This is a genomic window from Oceanobacillus sp. FSL K6-3682 (genome assembly GCF_037976165.1).
Lineage (GTDB): Bacteria > Bacillota > Bacilli > Bacillales > Amphibacillaceae > Oceanobacillus > Oceanobacillus sojae.
Genome location: NZ_CP150263.1, coordinates 3,637,171 through 3,659,657 on the forward strand (window position 1 = coordinate 3,637,171; position 22,487 = coordinate 3,659,657).

Here is a 22,487-nt window from a genome sequence, read left to right on the forward strand (position 1 = left end):
CATTCATTTCACAGAAAAAAGCCCCCGTACAGCATTGCTCCAGCAATTACAAAGGCCGGATGCACCTGCTTGACCTCTATCAGGTAAAAACTGAGCAGAACAATTATTGCAGTCTGCAATAAACCAATACTCACATACGCTTCCGTCCAAAAATTCCAGGCAATCACTCCCAGCAGTACAGCAATGACAGGCTGTACAAACACAGTCAGTCTATGCACACGTTTGGACTTTTTATATTTAAGTAAAATTCCTCCTAGTACAATCATTAAAATTAAAGAAGGAGCAACCGTAGCAAAAATTCCGATAAAGGAACCCAGCACACCGCCCAGTTCATAACCGACATATCCTGCCATTTTCGTCGCAATTGGTCCCGGTAAGGAATTAGCAAATGCCAGTACTTCCCCAAACTCCTGCACAGACATCCATCCATAATTACGTACAACTTCATTCTCTACTAAGGATATAGACGCTGGTCCGCCACCATATCCAAGAATACCAGGAAGAAAGAAGGCAACAAAAATATCCCAAAAAATCATGAGCGTTCACCCTCCTCCTCTTTCTTCTTTACTGGAAGAGCAAATGCAATAATTAAGAGAATGCCAATCACGATTCCCGGATGAATATGCAGGATATTTAAAACAATAAAAATAACAGCAAGCATAATTGAAGCCGTCAACCAGCCCAGTCCCTTCCCGGCTTTATATAAAAATTGCCAGGTAAGGACTGCCATCATCATACCGACCACAGCCACAACAGCAGCTGTCATACCTTTGACCCAATCAAATTCACGAACCTCCGATAAGGTTCTTAATAAAATTATAATCAATAAAACGGTTGGAATAACAGAAGCAATTAACGCATTCAGCATACCAATCCAGCCTGATACGCGATAACCGATATAGCCTGCCAGTTTTGTAGCTATTGGCCCCGGCAAAGTATTGCTGATCGACAGCATATCAATAAATTCGTCCTCATCCATCCATTTATATTTTTCTACAGCTTCCTTCCGCATTAATGGAATGGAGGCAGGTCCGCCACCGAAGCCCAGCATTCCCACCCGGAAGAATGCAATAAAAATATCCCATTGCTTTTTCATGAATATAACCCTTCTCTACATCTTTTTTCATCTACCATACAGCAATATGACCATCTGCCCGTGACTCTGTCCCTCCGGCAAGCACGCCTGTTTTCGGATCACGCCAGATAATTTGTCCGCGTCCAAAGCTGTTCGGCTCCAGCTGTATTTGGATATCATGCCCTTTTTGCCGCAATTCTTGAGCAATTGTATATGAAAACCGGTTCTCAACCTCTATCTTTTTCTCCTTCATCCATTGCCATCTTGGTGCATCTAAAGCGGCTTGCGGATGAAGTCCAAAATCGATGGTATTCATAATAACCTGCATATGACCCTGCGGCTGCATAAATCCTCCCATCACACCAAATGGACCAACCCCTTCATTATTCTTTGTAACGAAGCCGGGAATAATCGTATGATACGTTTTTTTACCTCCTGCCAGTACATTGATATGATTCTCATCCATCGAGAAATCAAAGCCTCGATTTTGCATGGCAATGCCTGTACCGGGAACAACAATGCCTGAACCGAAGCCCATATAATTACTTTGGATAAAGGAGACCATATTTCCTTCCTCATCCGCTGTGGCTAAATAGACTGTTCCACTGCCTGAAGGCTCGCCCGCTTCAGGAAGAATCGCTTCTTCACCAATAAGCGCTCTTCTCTGAGCTGTATATTGCCCGCTCAACAGCTGCTTTGTTGTATAACGCATCTTCGCTTCCTCAGTGATATGCTGCTTCCCATCTTCAAAGGCCAGTTTGATCGCTTCCATTTGCTTATGATATGTATCTACTGATTCTTTTGTTGTAAATTCAAATCCTTGTAAAATATTCAATGCCTCCAGCGCAATAATCCCCTGCCCATTTGGAGGAATCTCCCATATATCATAGCCACGGTAATTTACTTTTATCGGCTCCACCCATTCTGTTTCGCATTTTTCTAAATCTGACTTCGTTAAAAATCCACCCGCTTCTTTAGAAGCTTGTGCTATTTTTTCAGCCAGCTCTCCTTCATAAAATGACCTTGCACCGGTTTCTGCAATTTCTTCCAGCGTTGCCGCATGGTCGGCTGATTTCCAGATCTCTCCTACTTTTGGAGGTCTGCCATTTGGCGCAAAGGTTTCAAACCAGGCTGTAAAATCATGTCCTTCTTCCTTTTTATACATCTGATATGCCCTTTTCCAAAAGCGGGCCAGTATCGGTGAAACCGGAAATCCTTCACGGGCATAACGAATAGCCGGCTGCAGTGTTTCTTTTAATGATAACTTGCCGAAACGTTCGGATAATTCAGCCCATGCTTTTGGTATACCAGGAACCGTAACAGGAATCCATCCGAATTTTGGAATTGCATCATGTCCTTTTTCTTTTACTGCTTCTATAGAAATACTCTCCGGGGATCTTCCGCTGCCATTTAATCCATGTAATTTCCCTTTTGTCCATACAAGTGCAAAGGCATCTCCGCCAATTCCGTTTGAAGTGGGCTCTACAACTGTTAAAGAAGCAGCTGTCGCAATAGCAGCGTCAATGGCATTTCCTCCCTTTTTCAGAATTTCCAAACCTGCTTCTGCCGCCAAAGGCTGTGTTGTAGCCACCATTCCTTTTCTTGCGTATACAGATTCTCTTGCAATTGCATAAGGATTAAATTTATTATGTATATGCTCCATCTGCTCATCCTTTCAGAGGTATTTTATTTTTTGCGGAAAAACAGTATATTCCGTCAAATAAACATGGAATATGTTTTACTCTAGTATCCTTATAGTCTATCATATTTGTTCTTGAATCTGTATGTGTTCTTGCCAGACTGTACATTTCTTCTATTAATTATATAAAAAAAGACCCTCCCTACCTTTTTAATAGGAAAAGTCTTTTGGAATACTCTAATTACCTGCGAGGAAAAGTCCAAGCTGTGCTAATAAAGCACTGCACACATAAGTACCTGCAAAAACAAATACAGCTACAATCGCGACTTTCCAGGATGTTTTCCGCAAATCAACAAGGCGATTCGCTACAGAAATTCCGGCAACGGTCAAAATCGGTGTTGTAATTGCCAGAAAATCGACAGCCTGAATTGCTTCGACAAAAAAGTCTGAGACCAGACACAGACTTAAAGAAGTGATGGATACCCAGCCTAAAATCGGGAAATCACGAATGACCTTAATAGGAACCAATTTCATTAAATCGGCAATAATAACACCGATAAATGAAAATAACCAAAGGATGCCTAAACCAACGAAGGTCATTGATGTAATTGGTGTAGAGTCTGGATTCTTGATCAGCTTAATTTCTTGTGCGAATAAAATTAATGCTACACTTAATAACAGTACTAAAGCATAACGGACATAACGGCGCATTGTCGGGCTCATTTTTTGTCACCTCTAACTAAAAACTTATACATAAACTGCTGTAATGGTGCTGCGAGAAATACCATGGTAAATGTCCCGATAAAACTCGTTAATAGCTGACTGGCTGAAGCATAGGCTAAAATCGTACTCTCCATTTCTGGAACTCTCGCAACCAATGTTGCAGATGCAGCACTCATCATACTTCCAGACCCTACCCCGGATGCCATCGCCAGTGCTTCGACCCGAAACCCGAAATCTAGTAAAATAGGTGCAAAAATACTAAAGAACATCGTTCCAAACAACGTACCGATAACATAGAGCGAGATAACTCCCCGCCCTTCAGGAGATTCCAGTGTATATTTTTCTGAAATATAAGCGAGCTCTCCTTCTCTTCCTATTCCTAATGTTGCCCCGATTGCTTCACGGCGCAGACCGATTAATATTGCTATCGGCAGTCCGATAAGAACAGTACCAAGGTTACCAATTTCCTGAATGATAAATACCCAGCCAACCTGCAGAATTTCCCGAATCTGCGGTGCCACATCTGATCCATATCTGGCCATTAATGGCAGCATAATAAAAATTAAGTATTTACTGGCGAAATCAACATTCTTCTTACTATAAATCTTTTTGAGAATACCTTTCCTTAAGAACGGCAAAGCAAGAATCATAGCAATCGCAATTGCAAATACTAACGGCAGCATGGAAATATTCATGGATCCTATCGAAAAGGTCTGAATCCCAATCAATTCAGCTGCTGCAATTACCGCCAATACAAAAACTAAAAAATAAACAAAGTTTTTAACCATATATATTCCTCAATTCCTAAATGTAATTAGTTGGTTTAATCAACAATCTGGTTAATGACAGAAAGATATTCCGAATAAGAACGCTTGTACAATTTTTCCTTATCTACATTTTTATCTATATTTTCTAATACTTCCGCAACAAATTCCGGAAAGATACGATAGATAAATTCAGGATCTACATCAATAAAATCATCACCATGAATTGTTCCAGTAAAGCCGCTGTAGCCAATTTGAATACATGGAATCATATAGGACAAATCACCAATATCTCCAGCTGCGCTAATAAAACTATCATCATCGATTTCGTCAATTTCTGAAAAGTCTTTAAAAACAGCTTGTACGAAGCTTGATAGATATCTGTCCTGGATAAAAGGCAGGTATCCCATTTGCGTATGTGCTGCTACTTCTCCTTGTAAAGCAATGGCACTTCCTCTAGCTGCATCATCCAGCTTTGCTGCTGCTTCTTTTAAATAATCGACTGTTTTGGTCCGGAGATCTGTTCCAACCGTAATTTCATTTGGAATAACATTGGTAGACATATCCGATCCCATCACAATCGGATTAATACGCACATGCTCCTTCTCATCCAGCTGCTGTCTCATTAAACCAACTGCTGTATTAAAAACCGTTGACATGCTGTATGCATTCTTGCTGGAAAATGGATCAAACCCGGCATGTGTCGCTTTACCTTTAAAGGTATACTTCTTATAAAGGAAACCGGCTAAATCACAATTCACATTCACTGTTCTATTATCAAATTCACCGCCAATGGCATGGACACAAACAGCTAAATCAATATCATCAAACACACCAAGCTTCATCGCTTCTGGCTTCCCGCCGTAGTGGGTGATCGTTCCCTGTTCAATTAAGCCATCACGATAAGCTAGATCTAAATATTCTTCCGCCGGGACAAAGACAAAGGTTATTCTATTCTTCCAATTTTGGCTGGCATTCGTTTTCACATAATAACGGTAAACAGCAAGTGCAATTGCCAACTGCGTATAATGTCCGCAATTATGTGCCGCCCCTGTTTCTTTATCTGCGTACATATGCGATGGAGCATACACTGCATCCAGCTCGGCAATAAACGCAATATGTGTATCCCCATCTTCTGGACCTAATGTGGTCTTGAAGCCTGTAGTACTAAAATGCTCCATCTCAACATCTGGATTAACTTCCTTCAAAAAGCGGATAACATTTTCTTTTGTCCGCTGCTCTTTATAGCCCATCTCTGGATGATGATAAATATCCTCCGCAAAGTCTTTTATCTGCTGATACTGCTCCTTAAAAAACATAATGGATTCTGAACGCTCCTTTTTCAACCTATTAAAGTGTTAAAGCATGATAATATCTTACCATTCGACAAATTTCACGTCAATACAGCTTTTTCTAAGTTTTTAGATATTTGCTAAATTAAATATAATAGCTGCTGCTATAACGCATTTCACAAGTTGAATTATCGCAGCCTAGGAAAATACCACATCAGGACTTAAAGCAAAAAAGTATGATATCAAGATATAAATTCCCCTTGACATCATACGCTTCCTTTATCACTCTATTTCATCTGTTTTGAAACAGTTACTCTACTCACTAACCTCTATATCATATTTCCTCAGCCAATAATCAATCTGGCAGAGATGGGCGATTAATTGCGGACCTCGCATCAACTGACCATACCATGGATCTTTAAACTCTTTCCCGGCGCTCTCCACAATTTTTTCTACTTTATCTTTCTTCAAAAATTCAAAAATTCTTGCTTCTGAATCTGTTAAGATTTTCCGCATCCATTGAGATACCTGCTCTGTATATTCCGGTTGGAAGCTTCTTGGATAAGGGCTCTTCTTCCGGTAAAGCACCTCCTGCGGCAAAATCCCTTCCATCGCCTTCCGCAAAATACCCTTCTCCCTGCCATTCGCCATCTTCATTTCCCATGGAATATTCCAAACATACTCAACAAGATGATGATCAGCATACGGAACACGTACCTCCAGCCCTGCTCCCATGCTCATTCGATCTTTTCTATCCAACAGCTGGGACATAAACCATTGTATATTTAAATAAAACAATTCTCTCCGCTTCGCATCAACATTGCTTTCTCCATCCAGACGAGGTGTTTCCGCTATCGTTGCCTGATATCTTTCCCGCACATAATCCTCAATCTTTAATTTACTTTGCCAATCATCATGCAGTAAATCAATTCTTCCATCTAAAGAGCGTATCCATGGAAAGCTGTCACCAGCCGCTTCCGGATCATGGAACCAGGGATAGCCGCCGAATATTTCATCTGCACATTCTCCTGACAATGCCACTGTTGTATGTTTTTTTATATTCCTGCAAAGCCAGAGTAAAGAAGAATCAATATCTGCCTGACCTGGCTGGTCTCTTACCTCTACCGCTTCCCTCAATAAAGAAGCAAGCTCTACTCCTGTAATAATTTCTTCATGATGGTCCGTTGAGAAGGCCTCCACCATTTTCTCAATCCATTCTTGGTCACTGGAGGGTTGAAATTTACTCACTTGAAAATACGGCTTATTTCCTTGATAATCCAGCGAGAAGGTAGGTAAAGCGCCTAGATCGTTGTCTCTGTAATGGTTTGCGGCTATTGCTGTAATAGCACTGGAATCTAAACCACCTGATAGGAAGGTAGATACAGGAACATCTGATACCAGCTGTCTCTCTATCGAATCAATAAACAGTGTCTGTACTTTTTCTGCTGTCTCCTCCAGAGAATCTTTATGCTCTTTACTTACTAGATTCCAGTACCGCCAGACCCTTAACCCTGCTTTTGTCACTGTCATCGCATGCCCGGCTCTTAATTCATCGACATCTTTAAACAGCCCATGCCCTGGCGTTCTTGACGGTCCCAAGCCAAAAACCTCAGAAAGACCGGTACGATCGATATTTGTTGTAACCTGTGGATGGGCGAGGAGTGCTTTTATTTCCGAGCCATATACAAATGTTTTTCCTTTCTCACTATAAAAAAGCGGCTTCACCCCTAACCGGTCCCTTGCAATAAACAGCTTCTCTGACGCATCATCCCAAATAGCAAATGCAAAAATACCATTTAAATGATCAACACAGTCTTCCTTCCACTCCATATAACTTGTTAGAAGCACCTCTGTATCTGAGGATGTAGTAAATGTATAACCTCGCTGCATTAAGCTTTTACGCAATTCCTCTGTATTATAAAGCTCTCCATTATAACAGATAACGTATTTCTTATGTTCCGTTTCTTTCAGCATTGGCTGCTTCCCGCCTTCTAAATCTATAACAGAAAGACGTTTATGCCCGAATCCAACATGGCCTTCCAGCCAATAACCCGTTGCATCTGGACCGCGCAAAGATAATGTATTTGTCATCTTTTCTATTATTTCCCGCTCGTCACTTGCCCGTTTATCCCAGCTGATAAATCCAGTAATTCCACACAAATCTCATCATCCTCTCTGGCAACCTATCCAGCTCCTCATTAGCCTATGCTCTTTTGGGCGTGTTTGTGAGGATTTTTTGAGAAAACCGCTGCACTTATACTATTACAAAGTTGATCCTTTCTAACTACAAAGTAAAAAGACCATCTAAATGGATGATCTTTTATTTATAACCTATTTTTCTTTTATAGTGATACCTTCTGAACCGCCAATAATAATAGTGTCAGCCATATCAATAAATAACCCTGTTTCCACCACTCCGACAATTGATTGTAATTTCCGGTCTAAATCTGCAGGATCCTTTATCTTTTCAAATGAACAATCCACGATATAATTTCCATTGTCTGTGATAAGTGGCTCTCCATCCTTCAATCGAAGTACTGGAGTGCAGCCCAGCTTCTCTATTTCATAGGCTGTACGTTCCCAGGCAAACTGCAGAATTTCTACCGGCAATGCAAATGCCCCTAAATGCTCTACCATTTTTGAATCATCCACAATAATAACTAGCTTCTTTGCAGCCTGAGCAATAATTTTTTCCCTGAATAAAGCTGCTCCGCCGCCCTTGATTAACTGAAAATCCGGATCTACCTCATCTGATCCGTCAATCGTAATATCCAATTCCTTTGTTGTTGCAAAATCTGTCAAAGGGACACCAAATTCTTTGGCCCATTCTCCTGTCAGAATAGAGGATGGAATTCCTTCTATATCTAAGCCTTCCTGTTTTACTCTTTCACCTAAAGCACGTACAAACCAATATACTGTTGAACCGAACCCTATACCTACTTTCATACCGTCCTCTACTAATAATGCAGCTTTTTCACCTACTGCTTTTTTTAGTTGATCTTGTGTGTTCACGATGAATTCCTCCTGAATGAAGTTTTCTTTTATGTATCCGTATCCATTATAGCGTATATGAAGGTTTTTAGAAATGGACGATTATTGGATATTTATTAGTTCTTTAACTTTTACACAATGAAACACATATATAAAGTGAAGTATCCATCTACAGGTAATTTTACGTTCCTCTCATGATTAATACTTAACTGACAAAAAAGAATGCCCCTAAGGACATTCTTCTTACTGAATATTATTCAGGAAGTACTGGATCTTCCTGTGTAACACCAACTTCTTGCCATTCACTCCAGTCTAGAGCTGCAGAATAGCCTGTTACACGCTCGTTTACCGGCGTAAGAGCAGCACGATAAACTGTTGGGAATACAGGAATATCTTGAACCATTAATTCTTGCCATTCCTTATAAACCTCTTGACGGTGTTCAACTTCAAAGGATTCTTCTGAGTTACCCTCAGCGATTAAACGATCATTTTCTTCGCTTGAGTAACGAGAATAGTTAAACGGTGCTTCTTTACCATATAGACCGGATGGATCTACATCAGAACCAGTGCTCCATGCAGCTTGATAAATATCAATATCTGGATCATCCGCTTCTACACGATCATAGAAAGCATTAAATTCATGCAGACGGCCATCTAATAACTCTACTTTTAATCCTACTGCTTCCCAAGCCTGGATATAGTAGTTTGCAATTGGTTCAGCAGTGTCTCCGCCTTCCATAGATGCAAAGTTAATTACTAATTCTTCTCCATCTGGATTTTCACGGATGCCATCACCATCAACATCTTCATAACCAGCTTCGTCTAAAATTCTGTTTGCTTCATCTGGATCATACGTAGGAGCTTCTACTTCATCATTATAGAAATCTGGATATGCCGGACCAATCAATGTTGTTGCATTCCAGCGTAATCCATTATAGAATCTTTCCCCTACTGCATTATTATCTACTGCATGCCACATTGCTCTTCTCAGCTCTACATCAGCCATTTTTGCATCAGGATCTGTTACAACTTCACTGCTGTCTGCATCCCAATGACCCAATTTAAAACCAATATACGTGTATGCATTATCAATAACTCCTAAGAACTCAACATTTGTTAAAGATTCCTCTACATCAGGATATTGATCTGTCGGGAATCCGCCGCCAGCTATATCAATTTCACCAGATTCTAAAGCCTGAACAACTGTTTCTGGGCTGACTACAGTTAATGTAACTCCGTCAAGTTTGGGAGCACCCTTCCAGTAATCTTCATTCGCTGTATAAGTTACAGACTCCCCAGGAACAACAGATTCAACTTTAAATGGCCCCATGCCGATTGGATTTTGACGAACTTCAGCTGACTCTTCCATTTCAGCAATCGGAATATCTTCAAAAATATGCTTCGGTGTAGCATAAGCCCAAATACCGCCAGCTAATAAAGATGGCCAAGCCTCTTTATAGCTAATTTCTAACGTTTTATCATCAATAACTTCAATACCCGAAATTGTATCTGCATCTCCAGAATGGTACTCATCCATTCCTTCTATGTTACGAAAACTTGCATCATAACGGATACCAGTATAATCTGGATGACCAATAATTTCATAAGAGTATAACCAGTCTTCTGCTGTTACAGGTTCACCATCATGCCAGTTTACATTGTCACCAATAGTAAATGTAAATGTTCTATTATCTTCACTTGTTTCAAATGTTGCTGCACCATCTTGAGTATAAGTGAAGTTTTCATCTGCACTCAATAATGATTCATCAAAAAATTGGATAACATGTGCATCTGGATTACCTTGATAAAAATTCCAGTTTAAAATCCCTTCAAATACTGAGGAGTTAACTAAACCATAATTTAATGTACCTCCATCAATCGCCTCTCCAGCATCGGTCTTAGCAGCTGGAAAATCATCAATGGAATAAATACCATCTTCTGATCCGCCTTCACCTTCGTCTGTCCCTTCTTCAGTACCATCATCTGACCCGCCATCACCCTCAGCGTTATCATCTGATCCACTACTACAAGCAGCCAATACTAAAATAAGCATTAACATCATTGCCAGTAATAACTTCGATAAGCTTGCTTTCTTCATACCTTGAACCTCCCCTTATATTTGTTTATTATGCCGGTTACAAGTTCCCGGCTATCTATACTCCACACCAACTATTCAGAATAATTGATGAAAGTAACAAAGATTACTAGCCCCTTCTTTGACGGGCGTCTGCTGCACGCTTTAATGCTTCTCCAACATTTCGGACAGCCAGCATCAATATTAAAATCAGTACTGCCGGCGGAACCCAAATCCACCATCTATGCTCTAAGGTTTGCGGGTTTGTTGCATAAGAAATCAATGTTCCTAAGCTTGGTGTACTTTCCGGCAATCCAAAGCCTAAAAAAGACAGTCCGGATTCTAAACCAATATTTGCTGCCAAATTCAACGTCATTGTTACAATAATTAACGATACAATATTTGGCATAACCTGTTTGAAAATAATATTAAAGTTGGATGTTCCCAATGTTTTCGAGGCCTGCGCGTAATCCAGTTCCCTTTCCTGTAACGCCTTGGACCGGATTAGCCGGGCAATCCCCATCCACATAAAAGCAGACATAATTAGTGAAAATGTTATTGTATTGTAATCCGGAACAATTACCACAAAACTAATAATAATAAATAAAAATGGTAAAATATTCATAAAGTCAAGAATACGCATCATCACGTTATCAACATGACCGCCATAATAGCCGGATATCAAACCATAGGCGATTCCAAAAACACCGCTAAGCAGCGTAACTAAAATACCAATAGTTAATGAATTCCTGGTTCCAATAATCAATTGACCAAAGACATCTCTTCCACCATAATCTGTCCCTAGAATAAAGTCATCACCAGGTGGCTCATTTATTGCGAATAAATCAACCGTGACAATCTGGTCCTGGTCTAGAAATATGGATAGACCGTATACAAAAGCTGCGACTAAAACCAAAAATATTAAGGAAACAAGTGCCAATTTATCCCGATATAATTCTTTTAATAATACTTTTATAGCTGAAGGGGTTTTGGCCTGCTCCAATTCCTTCACGTCAGTTGCTTCCATCTATAATCACCTCAAAATTATTAAGATTCTACTTAATACGAATTCGTGGATCGACAATACTTAATATAATATCTGATAATAAAGCTCCCATGATTTGTGCTGTACCAAACAACAGTACAAGTGAATTTGCAACACTAAAATCTCGCTGTGTAATAGATTCTAAGAATAGAAGTCCCATACCCGGGTAGCTAAATATCTTTTCCACAAATACCGTTCCAGTGATTAACGTTGTAATTTCCCAGCCAAAAAATGCAGCAATTGGTAATAAAGAATTTCTAAATATATGTTTATTATATACTCTCTGTTCACCTGCCCCTTTAGCACGGGCTGTTATAATAAAATCTTTTTGCTTCGTATCAATAATTTCACTCCGCAGATATTGAACAGTTGAGACGACTTGAATTAAAGCTATCGATATTCCTGGTAAGAGCGCATGATAAACTTTACTTAGCCAATATGCGATAGTTCCCGGTTCAGTACCCGGCGCCACACTTCCGCTGGTTGGAAACCAGCCTAAATTATAACCAAAAATCCAAAGCATAAATAAGGAAAAAATAAACAGCGGTGTAGCAAATCCAATATAGGTATAACCAGTAATAGCCTGATCAAGCAGCGTATCATTAAAACGTCCGCTAATTAGTCCTAATGGAAGTGCAATTAAATATGTAAAGATTAATGTAACAATCGATAGAAGAACCGTATTTACCATTCGCTGGCCGATTAATTCTGTAACAGGCATTTTAAAACGGAATGACTGACCAAAATCGCCTTGCAGAATACCTCCGACCCAGTCTACATACTGTATATACCAAGGGTTATTTAAGCCCAATCTTTCCCGTTGCTGCTCGACTGCCGCCGGATCAATACTTGGATCAATCAGTCCCGATAAAGCATCTCCGGGCATCATCTGAGCTAATATAAACACAATAATACTCAAAATAATGATTTGCGGGATAGTAATCAATAATCTTCTGACTATAAATTTCCACATAAATTCATCAACCTTTCTGCGGCAGAGCAACACGATGTGTGTCTGAAATAGATTTCAATTGGAAAGCCAATCCGTCCTGATCGAAAAAATCATTATAGGATTGCGTGTATTCTTCCAATACCTTTTGCCGATTATGAAATTGCTTTTCACGATTTTTTGGATCAATATCCGGAATTGCAGCAATTAAACGTTTCGTATAAATATGCTGTGGATTTTCAAAAATATCTGCTGTACTTCCCTGCTCCACATATCTTCCTTTATACATAATCGATATATTGTCGCACATATGCTTCACAATCCCCAAATCATGACTGATAAATAAATAGGTCAGGTTGAGTTCACTTTGAATTTCCTTTAAAAAGTTCAATACTTGAGCCTGTACAGATACATCTAAAGCAGATACAGGCTCATCCGCTATAATCAGCTTCGGTTTTAAGGCAATTGCTCTGGCAACTCCAATACGCTGCCTCTGCCCACCGGAAAATTCATGTGGATATTTAAAAATACTGTCAGGACTCACATTAACGATGTCTAAGAGCTCCTGTACACGCTTTCTCTCTTCTTGCTTCGATAATTTTTCAAAGTTCCGCAGCGGCTCTGCAACAATATCCAGTACCCGCTTTCTCGGATTTAAAGAAGAATAGGGATCTTGAAAAATCATTTGTACATCTTTCCTGAATGCTTTATTTTTTGTTTTTTTATCTGTAATATCTTTTCCATCAAATAAAATCTTCCCGGAGGTTATATCCTCCAAGCCAATGATCGCCCGTCCTGTCGTTGACTTTCCGGAGCCGGACTCACCGACTAGACCATATGTTTTCCCCTGTTCCATCTCAAAGGATACACCGTCAACAGCTTTGATATGATCCACTGTCCGATTAAAAATTCCACCTTTTATCGGGAAGTATACTTGTAAATCTTGCACCTCAAGAAACGCCATTTGCCTGCTCCTCCTTATTATCCGGGAAGTAAAAATGCTCATAACATGTGCATCTGACAAAATGTCCGGATTCTACTTCATGTAATTCTGGATGCTCCTCATGATGTGAAGCATCAATCCAAGGAATCCGTTCTGCAAAACGGCATCCTGTTCTTGGTAAATTCTTCAAGGTAGGTACAACACCCTGGATTACATGAAGCCTGTCCTGTCCTTCAGCCGGTACCGAATTTAATAAGGATCTTGTATATGGATGCAACGGGTTTGCAAACAGTTTGTCTACAGGTGCAATTTCTACAATTTGCCCTGCATACATAACAGCTACACGGTCAGCCATTTCCGCCACAACACCTAAATCATGGGTAATCAAAATAATCCCTGCATGTATTTTTTCTTTCAGTTCACGGACTAAGTCAAGAATTTGTGCCTGAATGGTTACATCCAAAGCAGTAGTTGGTTCGTCAGCAATTAATAGTTCCGGATCATTCGCAATCGCGATCGCAATAATAATACGCTGCCTCATACCACCTGATAATTCATGTGGAAACTGCTCATAAACGCGTTCCGGTCTTGGAATTCCCACTAAATTAAGCAGCTCAATAGTACGTTTTTTCCTGCCCTGCTGGCCAAGTTTTTTATTATGCAAAAATAAATTTTCTTCAATTTGTCTGCCTATTGGCATAAGTGGATTTAAAGCAGTCAGTGGATCCTGAAAAATCATCGCCATTTCGTCTCCACGTATTTTATTTAATTTTGACGTCGACATTTTGACAATATTTTGATTATTTAACAAGATTTCTCCTTCAATTTTTGCTCTTGTATGCAGCCGCATAATCGAGAATGCCAGAGCGCTCTTTCCCGAACCAGACTCTCCAACAATTCCCAATACTTCATTTTTATTCAAGGTAAGCGTTACATCATCTACCGCTGCGTAATATTCATCCCCAATACGAAAAGATGTTGAAAGGTTTTTTATCTTTAAAAGTTCATTACTCAACCTACATCCCCCTTAACCAAAATGTTTTTTCATTCTCTATGCTGTATGTTTCAGGCAATTCAAATTTTCAGCAAACCTCCCCTTTCTGATTTCCGAATAATCAGATGACGAAAATTTGAGTAATTTCTGAATAAAAAAATGCATACACGATCATTCATTTTTAATTATCAATAATTAAAATTTTTTTGAACAAACATAACATGGTCTCGGCTTGGCTCAGCTCATCTACTAAATTATATTTTTCCCTGCTCTCAGCAGTAATCTATGATATAAATTTAGTTTCTCTAGTAAGCGATTTTTTCTATCTTGCGGACGATATGTAATATGTAAAGAATATAATTGTTGTAATTTTTCTGAAAATTGTCCGTAAATAAATAAGAAATTTTATCGCTTTAACAGGCTAAATTCTATTCTATTTTTATTAATCTTCGTTACCTCTAAAATGTTGCAATTTCATTTCAAAAATTTGAATTCGAAAACTTATCGTAAACAAATCTTAATATACTTTGAAATTATAGTTTATAACCTTGCTAAAATCAATAGGTTTTGACAAAAAATAAGATTGGCAGCTATATACATAATTTCCTTTATGTCACCAAAAACCTTTAAAATCAAGGGATTATTCCAATAATTTACTAAAAAAATTAATTTAAATTTTTTCAATTTTCTTCTCATAATTTTGTGTCGTTTTATCAAAAAAATTATCTATATATCGTCATGAGTACCAAATATTAACTGTTTGAAGGAAGGAAAAAATGCTTTAAAAAAAGGATAAAAATGGATAACAGTATGCGTTATGTATGAATTAAAATAAAAAAACAAAGTAAAATGGTTTTAGTATTCAGCCCTTATATTCCGAATCTAAGAAAGTATTTTTATAGATTTTCACAAAAAGACTAATTCATTATGAGAGTGTTACGACAATTTTGCATAAAAAAATAAGTATTTATTGAGTCCTGCCCACAAATGAAAAAAACTTCTAACATAATAAATAAAACTTCATTCAATGAGGATATCCTCATTGAATGAAGTTATTTATAAAGCAACATACGATTTTACTTTTTTCGGTTTATACTTTTCGGATAACTCTTGAATTCGCTGCATGTTCCCGATATCGAGGTTCCCACCACTCACGATGACTCCGCAATGTCTAGAACGAAGCTGATGATGATGTGCGAATAAGGCTGCCAGAGCAGCTGCTCCAGCTCCCTCCATCAATGTTTTATTCCGTTCAAGCATATATATAATCGCTGCAGCAATTTGCTCATCAGTTACAGTTACAATATCATCTACATATTCTTGGATAATTGGCAATGTATGCTTTCCAGGTTCTTTTACAGCAATCCCTTCTGCAATAGTATCCACTTGCGTCAGCTTTTTCACCTGCTTGGTATGATAGCTGTCATAAATAGCGGCAGCTCCTTCAGCCTGCACACCAATCACCCGGATATTCCGGTTGATATGTTTGGCTGCTACTGCAATCCCGCTAATTAAACCGCCGCCGCCGATCGGCACTAAAATGGTGTCTATGCGATCTTCCTGACGCAGCAATTCCATTGCAATAGTGCCTTGTCCAGCCATAATATCATAATCATCAAATGGATGAATATAGGTTGCACCTGTTTTCAGCTGATGCTCTAATGATGCCTGATAGGCCTCCTGAAAGCTTTCTCCTGTCAAAATGACGTCAGCACCATAATTTCTTGTTGCATTTACTTTAGCCAGCGGTGTTCCTTCTGACATGAATATTGTTGCCTTCACACCTAATTTTGACGCTGCATGCGCAACTCCTTGTGCATGGTTTCCGGCAGATGCTGTAATAACACCATTTGCAAGCTCTTCATCTGTCATTTGCATCAGTTTATAACTTGCGCCCCGAAACTTAAATGCTCCGGTTTTTTGCTGATTTTCCATCTTACAATACACATGCTTCCCTACCAAATCATCTGTTGTGTGCGATGTTAACAGCGGTGTTTGATGAACAATTGGCTTTAATTTCTTCCATGCTTGATATACTTTTTCACCAGTTAAGCGATCCCCAAGTGAATCCACACTCCTTTAATACTCTGATTGTTTCTAATCTTCTTTCTATATCTCTATTTTCTCATATTTTTCTGTACTTAGCATTTTTTAAGCACGTTTTTCTTCAAATGCTTGAATCGCATCTTCCTCTAGAAGAGTCAACGCAATATCATCCCAGCCGTTAAGAAGTTTCTCCTTATGATAAGGCGGAATATCAAATGAAACTACGGTGCCATCTGTATCTGTAATTTCCTGTTTTTCTAAATCAACATCTAATGTTAATCCCTGCTCTGCTTTTTTCATCCATTGCTGAACCTGTTCTTCATTCATTTTTATTACTAATATGCCGTTTTTCAACGAATTATTATAAAAAATATCTGCAAAATCAGGAGCAATGATGACTTTAAAACCGTAATCCTCTAATGCCCAAGGTGCATGTTCACGGGATGAGCCACATCCAAAATTATCACCAGCTAACAATATTGTAGCATTTTCATATTTGGGCTGGTTTAAGACAAAGTCATCACGTAAATTTCCATCATCATCAAAACGCCAATGGAAAAATAAAAACTCTCCAAATCCTGTACGTTCAATACGCTTTAAAAATTGCTTGGGAATAATCTGATCGGTATCCACGTTTCCACGATTCAACGGAGCAGCAATTCCTTTATGTTCTTTAAATGGTTCCATGCTTATTCCTCCTAACTCGGTACTCCGACAAATTGTCTCACGTCAACGAAATGTCCTTCAATCGCTGCTGCTGCTGCCATCTCTGGACTTACCAAGTGTGTACGCGCCCCGTTCCCTTGTCTTCCTTCAAAATTCCGGTTTGACGTTGATGCACATCTGCCGCCTGCTGGAACAATATCATCATTCATTCCAAGACACATACTGCAGCCTGAATTTCTCCATTCAAACCCTGCATCTATAAATATTTTGTCCAGGCCAATCTCTTCTGCCTGCTGTTTAACCAAGAATGATCCCGGCACAACAATCGCTTTAATGCCTTCTTTGACTTTCTTGCCTTCTACAATCTTAGATGCTTTTTTCAGATCACTTAGACGGGAATTTGTACAGGAGCCGATAAATACATGGTCCACCTCAATCGATGTGATTGGCTGGTTTTCATTTAAATCCATATATTTTAGTGCTCGCTCAACTTCCTCAGGATACTCAGCATCTTTAATAACAGGTGTAGCAGCGCTTACTGGCACACACATTCCCGGGTTCGTACCCCAGCTTACCTGAGGTTCAATTTCATCTGCATGTATTGTAACAGTGTGATCATATTCTGCATCCTCATCTGTTGCCAAAGCAAGCCATTCTTCTGCTAACGCATCAAATGCCTCTCCTTTTGGAACCATTTCACGACCGCGCAGGAATTCTACAGTTGTTTCATCTGGACTGATTAAACCGGCACGTGCTCCAGCTTCAATAGACATATTACAAATTGTCATTCTTTCTTCCATGGTTAATTTGCGGATAGCTTCTCCTGTATATTCCATCACATATCCCGTTCCAAAACGGACACCGAATTTTGCAATAATAGCCAGGATTAAATCTTTTGCAGTAACACCAGTACCTAAATCTCCAATAACTTTTACATTTAAAGTTTTCGGTTTGTCCTGCCAGATTGTTTGTGTTGCCAGCACATGCTCTACTTCACTTGTTCCAATCCCAAATGCAAATGCTCCGAATGCTCCATGTGTGGATGTGTGGCTGTCTCCACAGACAATCGTTTTTCCCGGCTGGGTTAAACCTAACTGCGGTCCGATAACATGGACAATACCCTGATCCGGGTGATACATGTCTGCCAGCTTTACTCCAAAGTCTGTACAATTCTTTTTTAATGCTTCCATTTGTTTGATAGAGATTTCATCCTTCATATTCTCTCTATTAATAGTAGGAACATTATGATCCATTGTAGCGAAAGTAAGATCAGGACGTCTAACCTTCCGTCCATTTAATCTTAAACCTTCAAACGCCTGCGGAGACGTTACCTCATGAACAAGATGCTGGTCAATATATAAAAGAGCCGGCTTTCCTTCCTCTTCTTTTACAACATGCTTATTCCAAATTTTTTCAAAAGCTGTCAAAGCCTTTCCCATTTTTTACACCTCCGAAACGATATATATTGTTTTTAATACCGGAATCTCTTTATAATGAGTGTTCAAAAAGTCCTTTTTACCGTTTTTTTGAACATCCTCTTATACATAAGAGCTACAAATAGAATCAGAAATACATTTCGTAGTTAAATTCTCGATTATCGCTTCTGTTATTTCTTCTGTACTCATTTGTTTTCCATCTTTTATATTTAAGTCTGATGTGTGATAGCCCTGCTCCAGGCAATCCATTACTGCTGTTTCAATTGCTTTTGCTTCTTCCTTCATTCCTAGAGAATATTCGAGCATTAATGCAGTTGACAGAATCATTCCGATTGGATTTGCAATTCCTTTTCCAGCGATGTCAGGAGCGGAACCATGAACCGGTTCATACATGCCCAGGCCATCTGTGCGGACACTTGCTGATGGGAGCATTCCCAGTGACCCTGTCAGAACAGAAGCTTCATCACTTAAAATATCACCGAATAAGTTCTCTGTTACAATAACATCAAAGCCGCTCGGATTTGTAATAAGCTTCATTGCTGCTGCATCTACCAGCAAGTGTTCTACTTTTACGTCTGGATAGTCAGCTGCTTTCTCATTGACAATTTCTCTCCACATCCGGCTCGACTCTAATACATTTGCCTTATCGACCGAGGTTAAATGTTTATTACGGATTTGTGCAGATTCGAAGCCTTTTTCAACAATTCTTTCAATCTCTTGTCTTGAATAGGCTAACGTATCTACGACATCCTCTCCGTTGTTTCTGCGTTCCCTCGGTTCGCCAAAATACAAACCGCCAGTCAGTTCACGAACAATCATCATATCTGAGTCTTTGACAATCTCTTCTTTTAAAGGAGAAGCATGCAAAAGGGATGGGAATGATTTAACAGGGCGCAGATTAGCAAATAATCCTAAGCCTTTACGAATTCCGAGCAGCCCTTTCTCCGGTCTGAATTCAGGCGGCTGATTATCCCATTTCGGACCTCCGACTGAGCCCAAGAGAACAGCATCCGCTTCTTCACATGCTTTTAGTGTATCATCAGGTAATGGCACACCATAACGGTCAAGAGCATCTCCGCCAATAGCACACTCCTGGAGAACAAAATCATGATGATATTCACTTTCAATTGCTGCGAGCACCTTTTTAGCTGACTCCATAATTTCTTTACCGATTCCATCTCCAGGTAACAGGACGATTTTCTTTTCCATTATTATTTCTCCTTCTTTTCACTCGTGAACGAGCTGTTTAATAGTTGCTTTTTTCTGAACATAATAGCGATTTATCGCTTGAATAAGTGCATTGGCTGAAGCCTGCAGGACATCCTGTGCTGCGCCGCGGCCATTGTTAATTTGTTCATTTATTTTGATTTGCACATGTGCCTCTGCCAGGGCATCTTTTCCGCCGCCGACAGAATTCAGCTGGTAATCTGTCAAAGTGATTTCTTCATCTATTAAAGAATTAATTGTCTTATACAGCGCTTCGACACTTCCTCTTCCGTACTCTGTTGCTTCTACATTCACCCCGTTTGGAGCTTTTAAAACAACTGTTGCAGATGGTGTATCCTGTGTATCATAGGATACGCCGAATTGAATTAATTCGTATTTATCAATGTTGGAGGAATCTGTTTTGATTTCCATTACAATAGCATAGATATCATCGTCTGTTACTTCTTTTTTATGATCTGTCAGCTGTTTAAATTGTTCAAAAGCCTCTTTTAACTCTGCTTCTGTTAATTCAATTCCAAAGGTATTCACTTTATCTTTAAAAGCATGTCTTCCGGAATGCTTGCCGAGGAATAATGTATTTGGAGTTACTCCGACCAGCGCCGGTGTGATAATTTCATACGTCTCTGCATGCTTCAGGACGCCATCCTGGTGAATGCCTGATTCATGAGAGAAAGCATTTCTTCCAACAATCGCTTTGTTTGCCTGCACATACATTCCTGTCAATTTAGACACAAGATCACTCGTTCGTTTCGTTTCATCGAATTTCAAACTTGATGCATATGGGAAATAATCAGAGCGTACATGTAATGCTAAAGCAACTTCCTCTAACGCTACATTTCCTGCCCGCTCTCCGATTCCATTAATAGCACCTTCTACCTGAGTTACGCCATTTTGAATAGCAGAAAGTGTATTAGCTACTGCTAATCCCAGGTCATTATGGCAGTGACAGGATAATTCTACTTTATCAATATTCAGTACATTTTCTTTTATATAACGGAACATGCTGCCATAATCCTCCGGCGTTGCATAACCAACGGTATCCGGCAGGTTAATGACAGTTGCTCCTGCATCAATGACCTTTTCAATAATCTCTGCTAAGAAGGCTTTGTCGGAACGAGTCGCATCCTCCGCAGACCATTCGACATGATTAAATTTTTCCTTTGCGTAGCGAACCATGCTCACAGCCGTTTCGACAACTTCCTCAGGAGACTTCTTCAGCTTATATTTCATATGAATGGGAGATGTAGCAATAAATACGTGGATAGCCGGTTTAGCGGCATCCTTTACTGCTTCATAAACTGCATCAATGTCCGATTTAACAGTGCGGGCTAAACCAAGAACAGTTGATTTTTTTATATTTTGGGCAATCGCCTGAACAGCTTCAAAATCTCCTTTGGAGGAGGCTGGAAATCCAGCCTCAATCCGATCCATTCCATATCTTTCAAGCTGTTTGGCAATCTGTAATTTTTCTTCTTTATTCAAATTAACTCCAGGTGACTGTTCGCCATCTCTAAGAGTTGTATCAAAAAACTTAATTATTGGCATGTGCTTTTTCATCCTTTTTTGCATCATCACTAATTGGATTTTTAATGAATGGCATTAAAGCACGTAACTCCCTTCCAACAACTTCAATTTGATGTTGATTTTCACGGCGGTTAATTGCATTAAATTGCGGACGGCCAGTCTGATTTTCAGAAATCCATTCTTTCGCAAATTTACCAGTTTGGATATCAGAAAGAATGTCTTTCATGCGCTCTTTCGTTCCTTCATCAACAACACGCGGACCAGATACGAAGTCTCCCCATTGTGCAGTATCAGAGATAGAATAACGCATATTTTCCAATCCACCTTCATAAAGCAGGTCAACAATCAGCTTTAATTCGTGTAAACATTCAAAGTATGCAACCTCTGGCTGATAGCCAGCTTCTGTTAATGTTTCAAAGCCTGCTTTTACAAGTGCTGTTGCTCCACCACATAATACAGCCTGCTCTCCAAACAGATCTGTTTCTGTTTCTTCCTGGAAGGTTGTTTCTAATACACCGGCTCTGGCTGCGCCAATACCATAAGAGTATGCAAGTGCTATATCTTTTGCATTTCCAGTATAATCTTGTTCAATTCCGTATAATCCCGGTACACCGGCACCTTCTTCAAATGTACGTCGTACAAGATGTCCAGGTCCTTTTGGTGCTGCTAAGAAAACATCTACGTTAGAAGGAGGCACGATTTGTGTAAAGTGAATATTAAATCCGTGAGCGAATGCAAGTGCATTTCCTTCTTGTAAATTATCCTTGATGCTTTCTTGATATACTTGTGGCTGCATTTCATCTGGAAGCAATACCATCACTAAATCTGCCTGAGCTGTTGCTTCTGCTACAGAATATACGTTAAAGCCGTCTGCTTCTGCTTTTTGCTGTGATTTCCCCGGGCGTAAACCAACAACTACCTCAAAACCGGAATCTCTTAAGTTCATTGCATGTGCATGACCTTGTGAACCATATCCAATGATTGCGATTTTTTTATCTCTTAGTACCTCTTTATTAATATCCTTGTTGTATAATACCTTTGCCATAATGTAATCTCCCTCTCATCTTTATCTATTTTTTTAATTTCACAGGATATGATG

The 22,487-nt window shown here is 39.4% G+C and carries 19 protein-coding genes; all 19 read right to left on the bottom strand.

Annotated elements, in window-relative coordinates; translation table 11 throughout:
• Nucleotides 1-8: 8 nt before the first annotated feature.
• The 19 genes from MHH51_RS17945 to ilvC all read right to left on the bottom strand — a co-directional run bounded on the left by MHH51_RS17945 (nt 9) and on the right by ilvC (nt 22,433).
• The gene (locus MHH51_RS17945) at nt 9-536 is read right to left on the bottom strand and encodes a chromate transporter (protein ID WP_147210585.1); all 528 of its coding nucleotides are present in this window, start codon (nt 534-536) and stop codon (nt 9-11) included.
• Nucleotides 533-1,096 (bottom strand): chromate transporter, encoded by a 564-nt coding sequence (locus MHH51_RS17950; RefSeq protein WP_147210586.1) that lies wholly within the window; start codon nt 1,094-1,096, stop codon nt 533-535. The genes MHH51_RS17945 and MHH51_RS17950 overlap by 4 nt, the downstream gene beginning before the upstream one ends.
• Before the next feature lie 31 nt (nt 1,097-1,127).
• Nucleotides 1,128-2,738: a gamma-glutamyltransferase family protein gene (locus MHH51_RS17955; protein ID WP_339282772.1), complete on the bottom strand. Its 1,611-nt coding sequence runs from the start codon at nt 2,736-2,738 to the stop codon at nt 1,128-1,130.
• Between the two features lie 213 nt (nt 2,739-2,951).
• Nucleotides 2,952-3,437 (bottom strand): DUF751 domain-containing protein, encoded by a 486-nt coding sequence (locus MHH51_RS17960; RefSeq protein WP_147210588.1) that lies wholly within the window; start codon nt 3,435-3,437, stop codon nt 2,952-2,954.
• The gene (locus tag MHH51_RS17965; protein WP_147210589.1) at nt 3,434-4,225 is read right to left on the bottom strand and encodes a DUF3100 domain-containing protein; all 792 of its coding nucleotides are present in this window, start codon (nt 4,223-4,225) and stop codon (nt 3,434-3,436) included. Before MHH51_RS17965 ends, MHH51_RS17960 begins: the two co-directional genes overlap by 4 nt.
• A 35-nt stretch (nt 4,226-4,260) precedes the next feature.
• Nucleotides 4,261-5,520 carry a M20/M25/M40 family metallo-hydrolase gene (locus MHH51_RS17970; RefSeq protein WP_339282775.1) on the bottom strand — a complete coding sequence of 420 codons (1,260 nt, stop codon included), beginning with the start codon at nt 5,518-5,520 and terminating at the stop codon, nt 4,261-4,263.
• 288 nt (nt 5,521-5,808) lie between these two features.
• Complete coding sequence (asnB, locus tag MHH51_RS17975) at nt 5,809-7,653, bottom strand: asparagine synthase (glutamine-hydrolyzing) (protein WP_339282777.1); 1,845 nt, start codon at nt 7,651-7,653, stop codon at nt 5,809-5,811.
• Nucleotides 7,654-7,824: 171 nt separating this feature from the next.
• Nucleotides 7,825-8,505: a ribose-5-phosphate isomerase RpiA gene (rpiA, locus tag MHH51_RS17980; RefSeq protein ID WP_339282779.1), complete on the bottom strand. Its 681-nt coding sequence runs from the start codon at nt 8,503-8,505 to the stop codon at nt 7,825-7,827.
• 232 nt (nt 8,506-8,737) lie between these two features.
• Nucleotides 8,738-10,582 carry an oligopeptide ABC transporter substrate-binding protein gene (opp4A, locus tag MHH51_RS17985; protein WP_147210592.1) on the bottom strand — a complete coding sequence of 615 codons (1,845 nt, stop codon included), beginning with the start codon at nt 10,580-10,582 and terminating at the stop codon, nt 8,738-8,740.
• Nucleotides 10,583-10,688: 106 nt separating this feature from the next.
• A complete protein-coding gene (locus MHH51_RS17990) occupies nt 10,689-11,585 on the bottom strand; it encodes an ABC transporter permease (protein ID WP_339282780.1) in 897 nt (298 codons plus the stop codon).
• A 28-nt stretch (nt 11,586-11,613) separates the two neighbouring features.
• A complete protein-coding gene (gene opp4B / locus MHH51_RS17995; protein WP_339282781.1) occupies nt 11,614-12,576 on the bottom strand; it encodes an oligopeptide ABC transporter permease in 963 nt (320 codons plus the stop codon).
• A gap of 7 nt (nt 12,577-12,583) precedes the next feature.
• The gene (locus tag MHH51_RS18000; protein ID WP_147210595.1) at nt 12,584-13,516 is read right to left on the bottom strand and encodes an ATP-binding cassette domain-containing protein; all 933 of its coding nucleotides are present in this window, start codon (nt 13,514-13,516) and stop codon (nt 12,584-12,586) included.
• Entirely contained in the window at nt 13,503-14,510 is a 1,008-nt protein-coding gene (locus tag MHH51_RS18005) for an ABC transporter ATP-binding protein (protein WP_147210596.1), read from the bottom strand. The genes MHH51_RS18000 and MHH51_RS18005 overlap by 14 nt, the downstream gene beginning before the upstream one ends.
• A gap of 1,035 nt (nt 14,511-15,545) precedes the next feature.
• Nucleotides 15,546-16,562: a threonine ammonia-lyase gene (gene ilvA, locus MHH51_RS18010; RefSeq protein WP_156984923.1), complete on the bottom strand. Its 1,017-nt coding sequence runs from the start codon at nt 16,560-16,562 to the stop codon at nt 15,546-15,548.
• 78 nt (nt 16,563-16,640) lie between these two features.
• Nucleotides 16,641-17,222, bottom strand: a complete 582-nt coding sequence (gene leuD, locus MHH51_RS18015; RefSeq protein WP_339282784.1) for a 3-isopropylmalate dehydratase small subunit — start codon at nt 17,220-17,222, stop codon at nt 16,641-16,643.
• 11 nt (nt 17,223-17,233) lie between these two features.
• A complete protein-coding gene (leuC, locus tag MHH51_RS18020) occupies nt 17,234-18,640 on the bottom strand; it encodes a 3-isopropylmalate dehydratase large subunit (RefSeq protein ID WP_339282785.1) in 1,407 nt (468 codons plus the stop codon).
• Nucleotides 18,641-18,739: 99 nt separating this feature from the next.
• Nucleotides 18,740-19,846 carry a 3-isopropylmalate dehydrogenase gene (gene leuB, locus MHH51_RS18025; RefSeq protein ID WP_147210600.1) on the bottom strand — a complete coding sequence of 369 codons (1,107 nt, stop codon included), beginning with the start codon at nt 19,844-19,846 and terminating at the stop codon, nt 18,740-18,742.
• Nucleotides 19,847-19,864: 18 nt separating this feature from the next.
• Entirely contained in the window at nt 19,865-21,409 is a 1,545-nt protein-coding gene (locus MHH51_RS18030) for a 2-isopropylmalate synthase (RefSeq protein ID WP_339282787.1), read from the bottom strand.
• Nucleotides 21,396-22,433, bottom strand: a complete 1,038-nt coding sequence (gene ilvC, locus MHH51_RS18035; RefSeq protein WP_147210602.1) for a ketol-acid reductoisomerase — start codon at nt 22,431-22,433, stop codon at nt 21,396-21,398. Before ilvC ends, MHH51_RS18030 begins: the two co-directional genes overlap by 14 nt.
• Nucleotides 22,434-22,487 lie beyond the last annotated feature (54 nt).

Coding starts and splice junctions, on each gene's coding strand:
- MHH51_RS17970 (WP_339282775.1), bottom strand. CDS start 5,520: ATGTTTTTTAAGGAGCAGTATCAGCAGATAAAAGACTTTGCGGAGGAT.
- MHH51_RS17990 (WP_339282780.1), bottom strand. CDS start 11,585: ATGGAAGCAACTGACGTGAAGGAATTGGAGCAGGCCAAAACCCCTTCA.
- opp4A (WP_147210592.1), bottom strand. CDS start 10,582: ATGAAGAAAGCAAGCTTATCGAAGTTATTACTGGCAATGATGTTAATG.
- opp4B (WP_339282781.1), bottom strand. CDS start 12,576: ATGTGGAAATTTATAGTCAGAAGATTATTGATTACTATCCCGCAAATC.
- MHH51_RS17965 (WP_147210589.1), bottom strand. CDS start 4,225: ATGGTTAAAAACTTTGTTTATTTTTTAGTTTTTGTATTGGCGGTAATT.
- MHH51_RS17950 (WP_147210586.1), bottom strand. CDS start 1,096: ATGAAAAAGCAATGGGATATTTTTATTGCATTCTTCCGGGTGGGAATG.
- MHH51_RS18030 (WP_339282787.1), bottom strand. CDS start 21,409: ATGCCAATAATTAAGTTTTTTGATACAACTCTTAGAGATGGCGAACAG.
- leuC (WP_339282785.1), bottom strand. CDS start 18,640: ATGGGAAAGGCTTTGACAGCTTTTGAAAAAATTTGGAATAAGCATGTT.
- MHH51_RS17955 (WP_339282772.1), bottom strand. CDS start 2,738: ATGGAGCATATACATAATAAATTTAATCCTTATGCAATTGCAAGAGAA.
- leuD (WP_339282784.1), bottom strand. CDS start 17,222: ATGGAACCATTTAAAGAACATAAAGGAATTGCTGCTCCGTTGAATCGT.
- MHH51_RS17960 (WP_147210588.1), bottom strand. CDS start 3,437: ATGAGCCCGACAATGCGCCGTTATGTCCGTTATGCTTTAGTACTGTTA.
- ilvC (WP_147210602.1), bottom strand. CDS start 22,433: ATGGCAAAGGTATTATACAACAAGGATATTAATAAAGAGGTACTAAGA.
- MHH51_RS18000 (WP_147210595.1), bottom strand. CDS start 13,516: ATGGCGTTTCTTGAGGTGCAAGATTTACAAGTATACTTCCCGATAAAA.
- MHH51_RS17945 (WP_147210585.1), bottom strand. CDS start 536: ATGATTTTTTGGGATATTTTTGTTGCCTTCTTTCTTCCTGGTATTCTT.
- leuB (WP_147210600.1), bottom strand. CDS start 19,846: ATGGAAAAGAAAATCGTCCTGTTACCTGGAGATGGAATCGGTAAAGAA.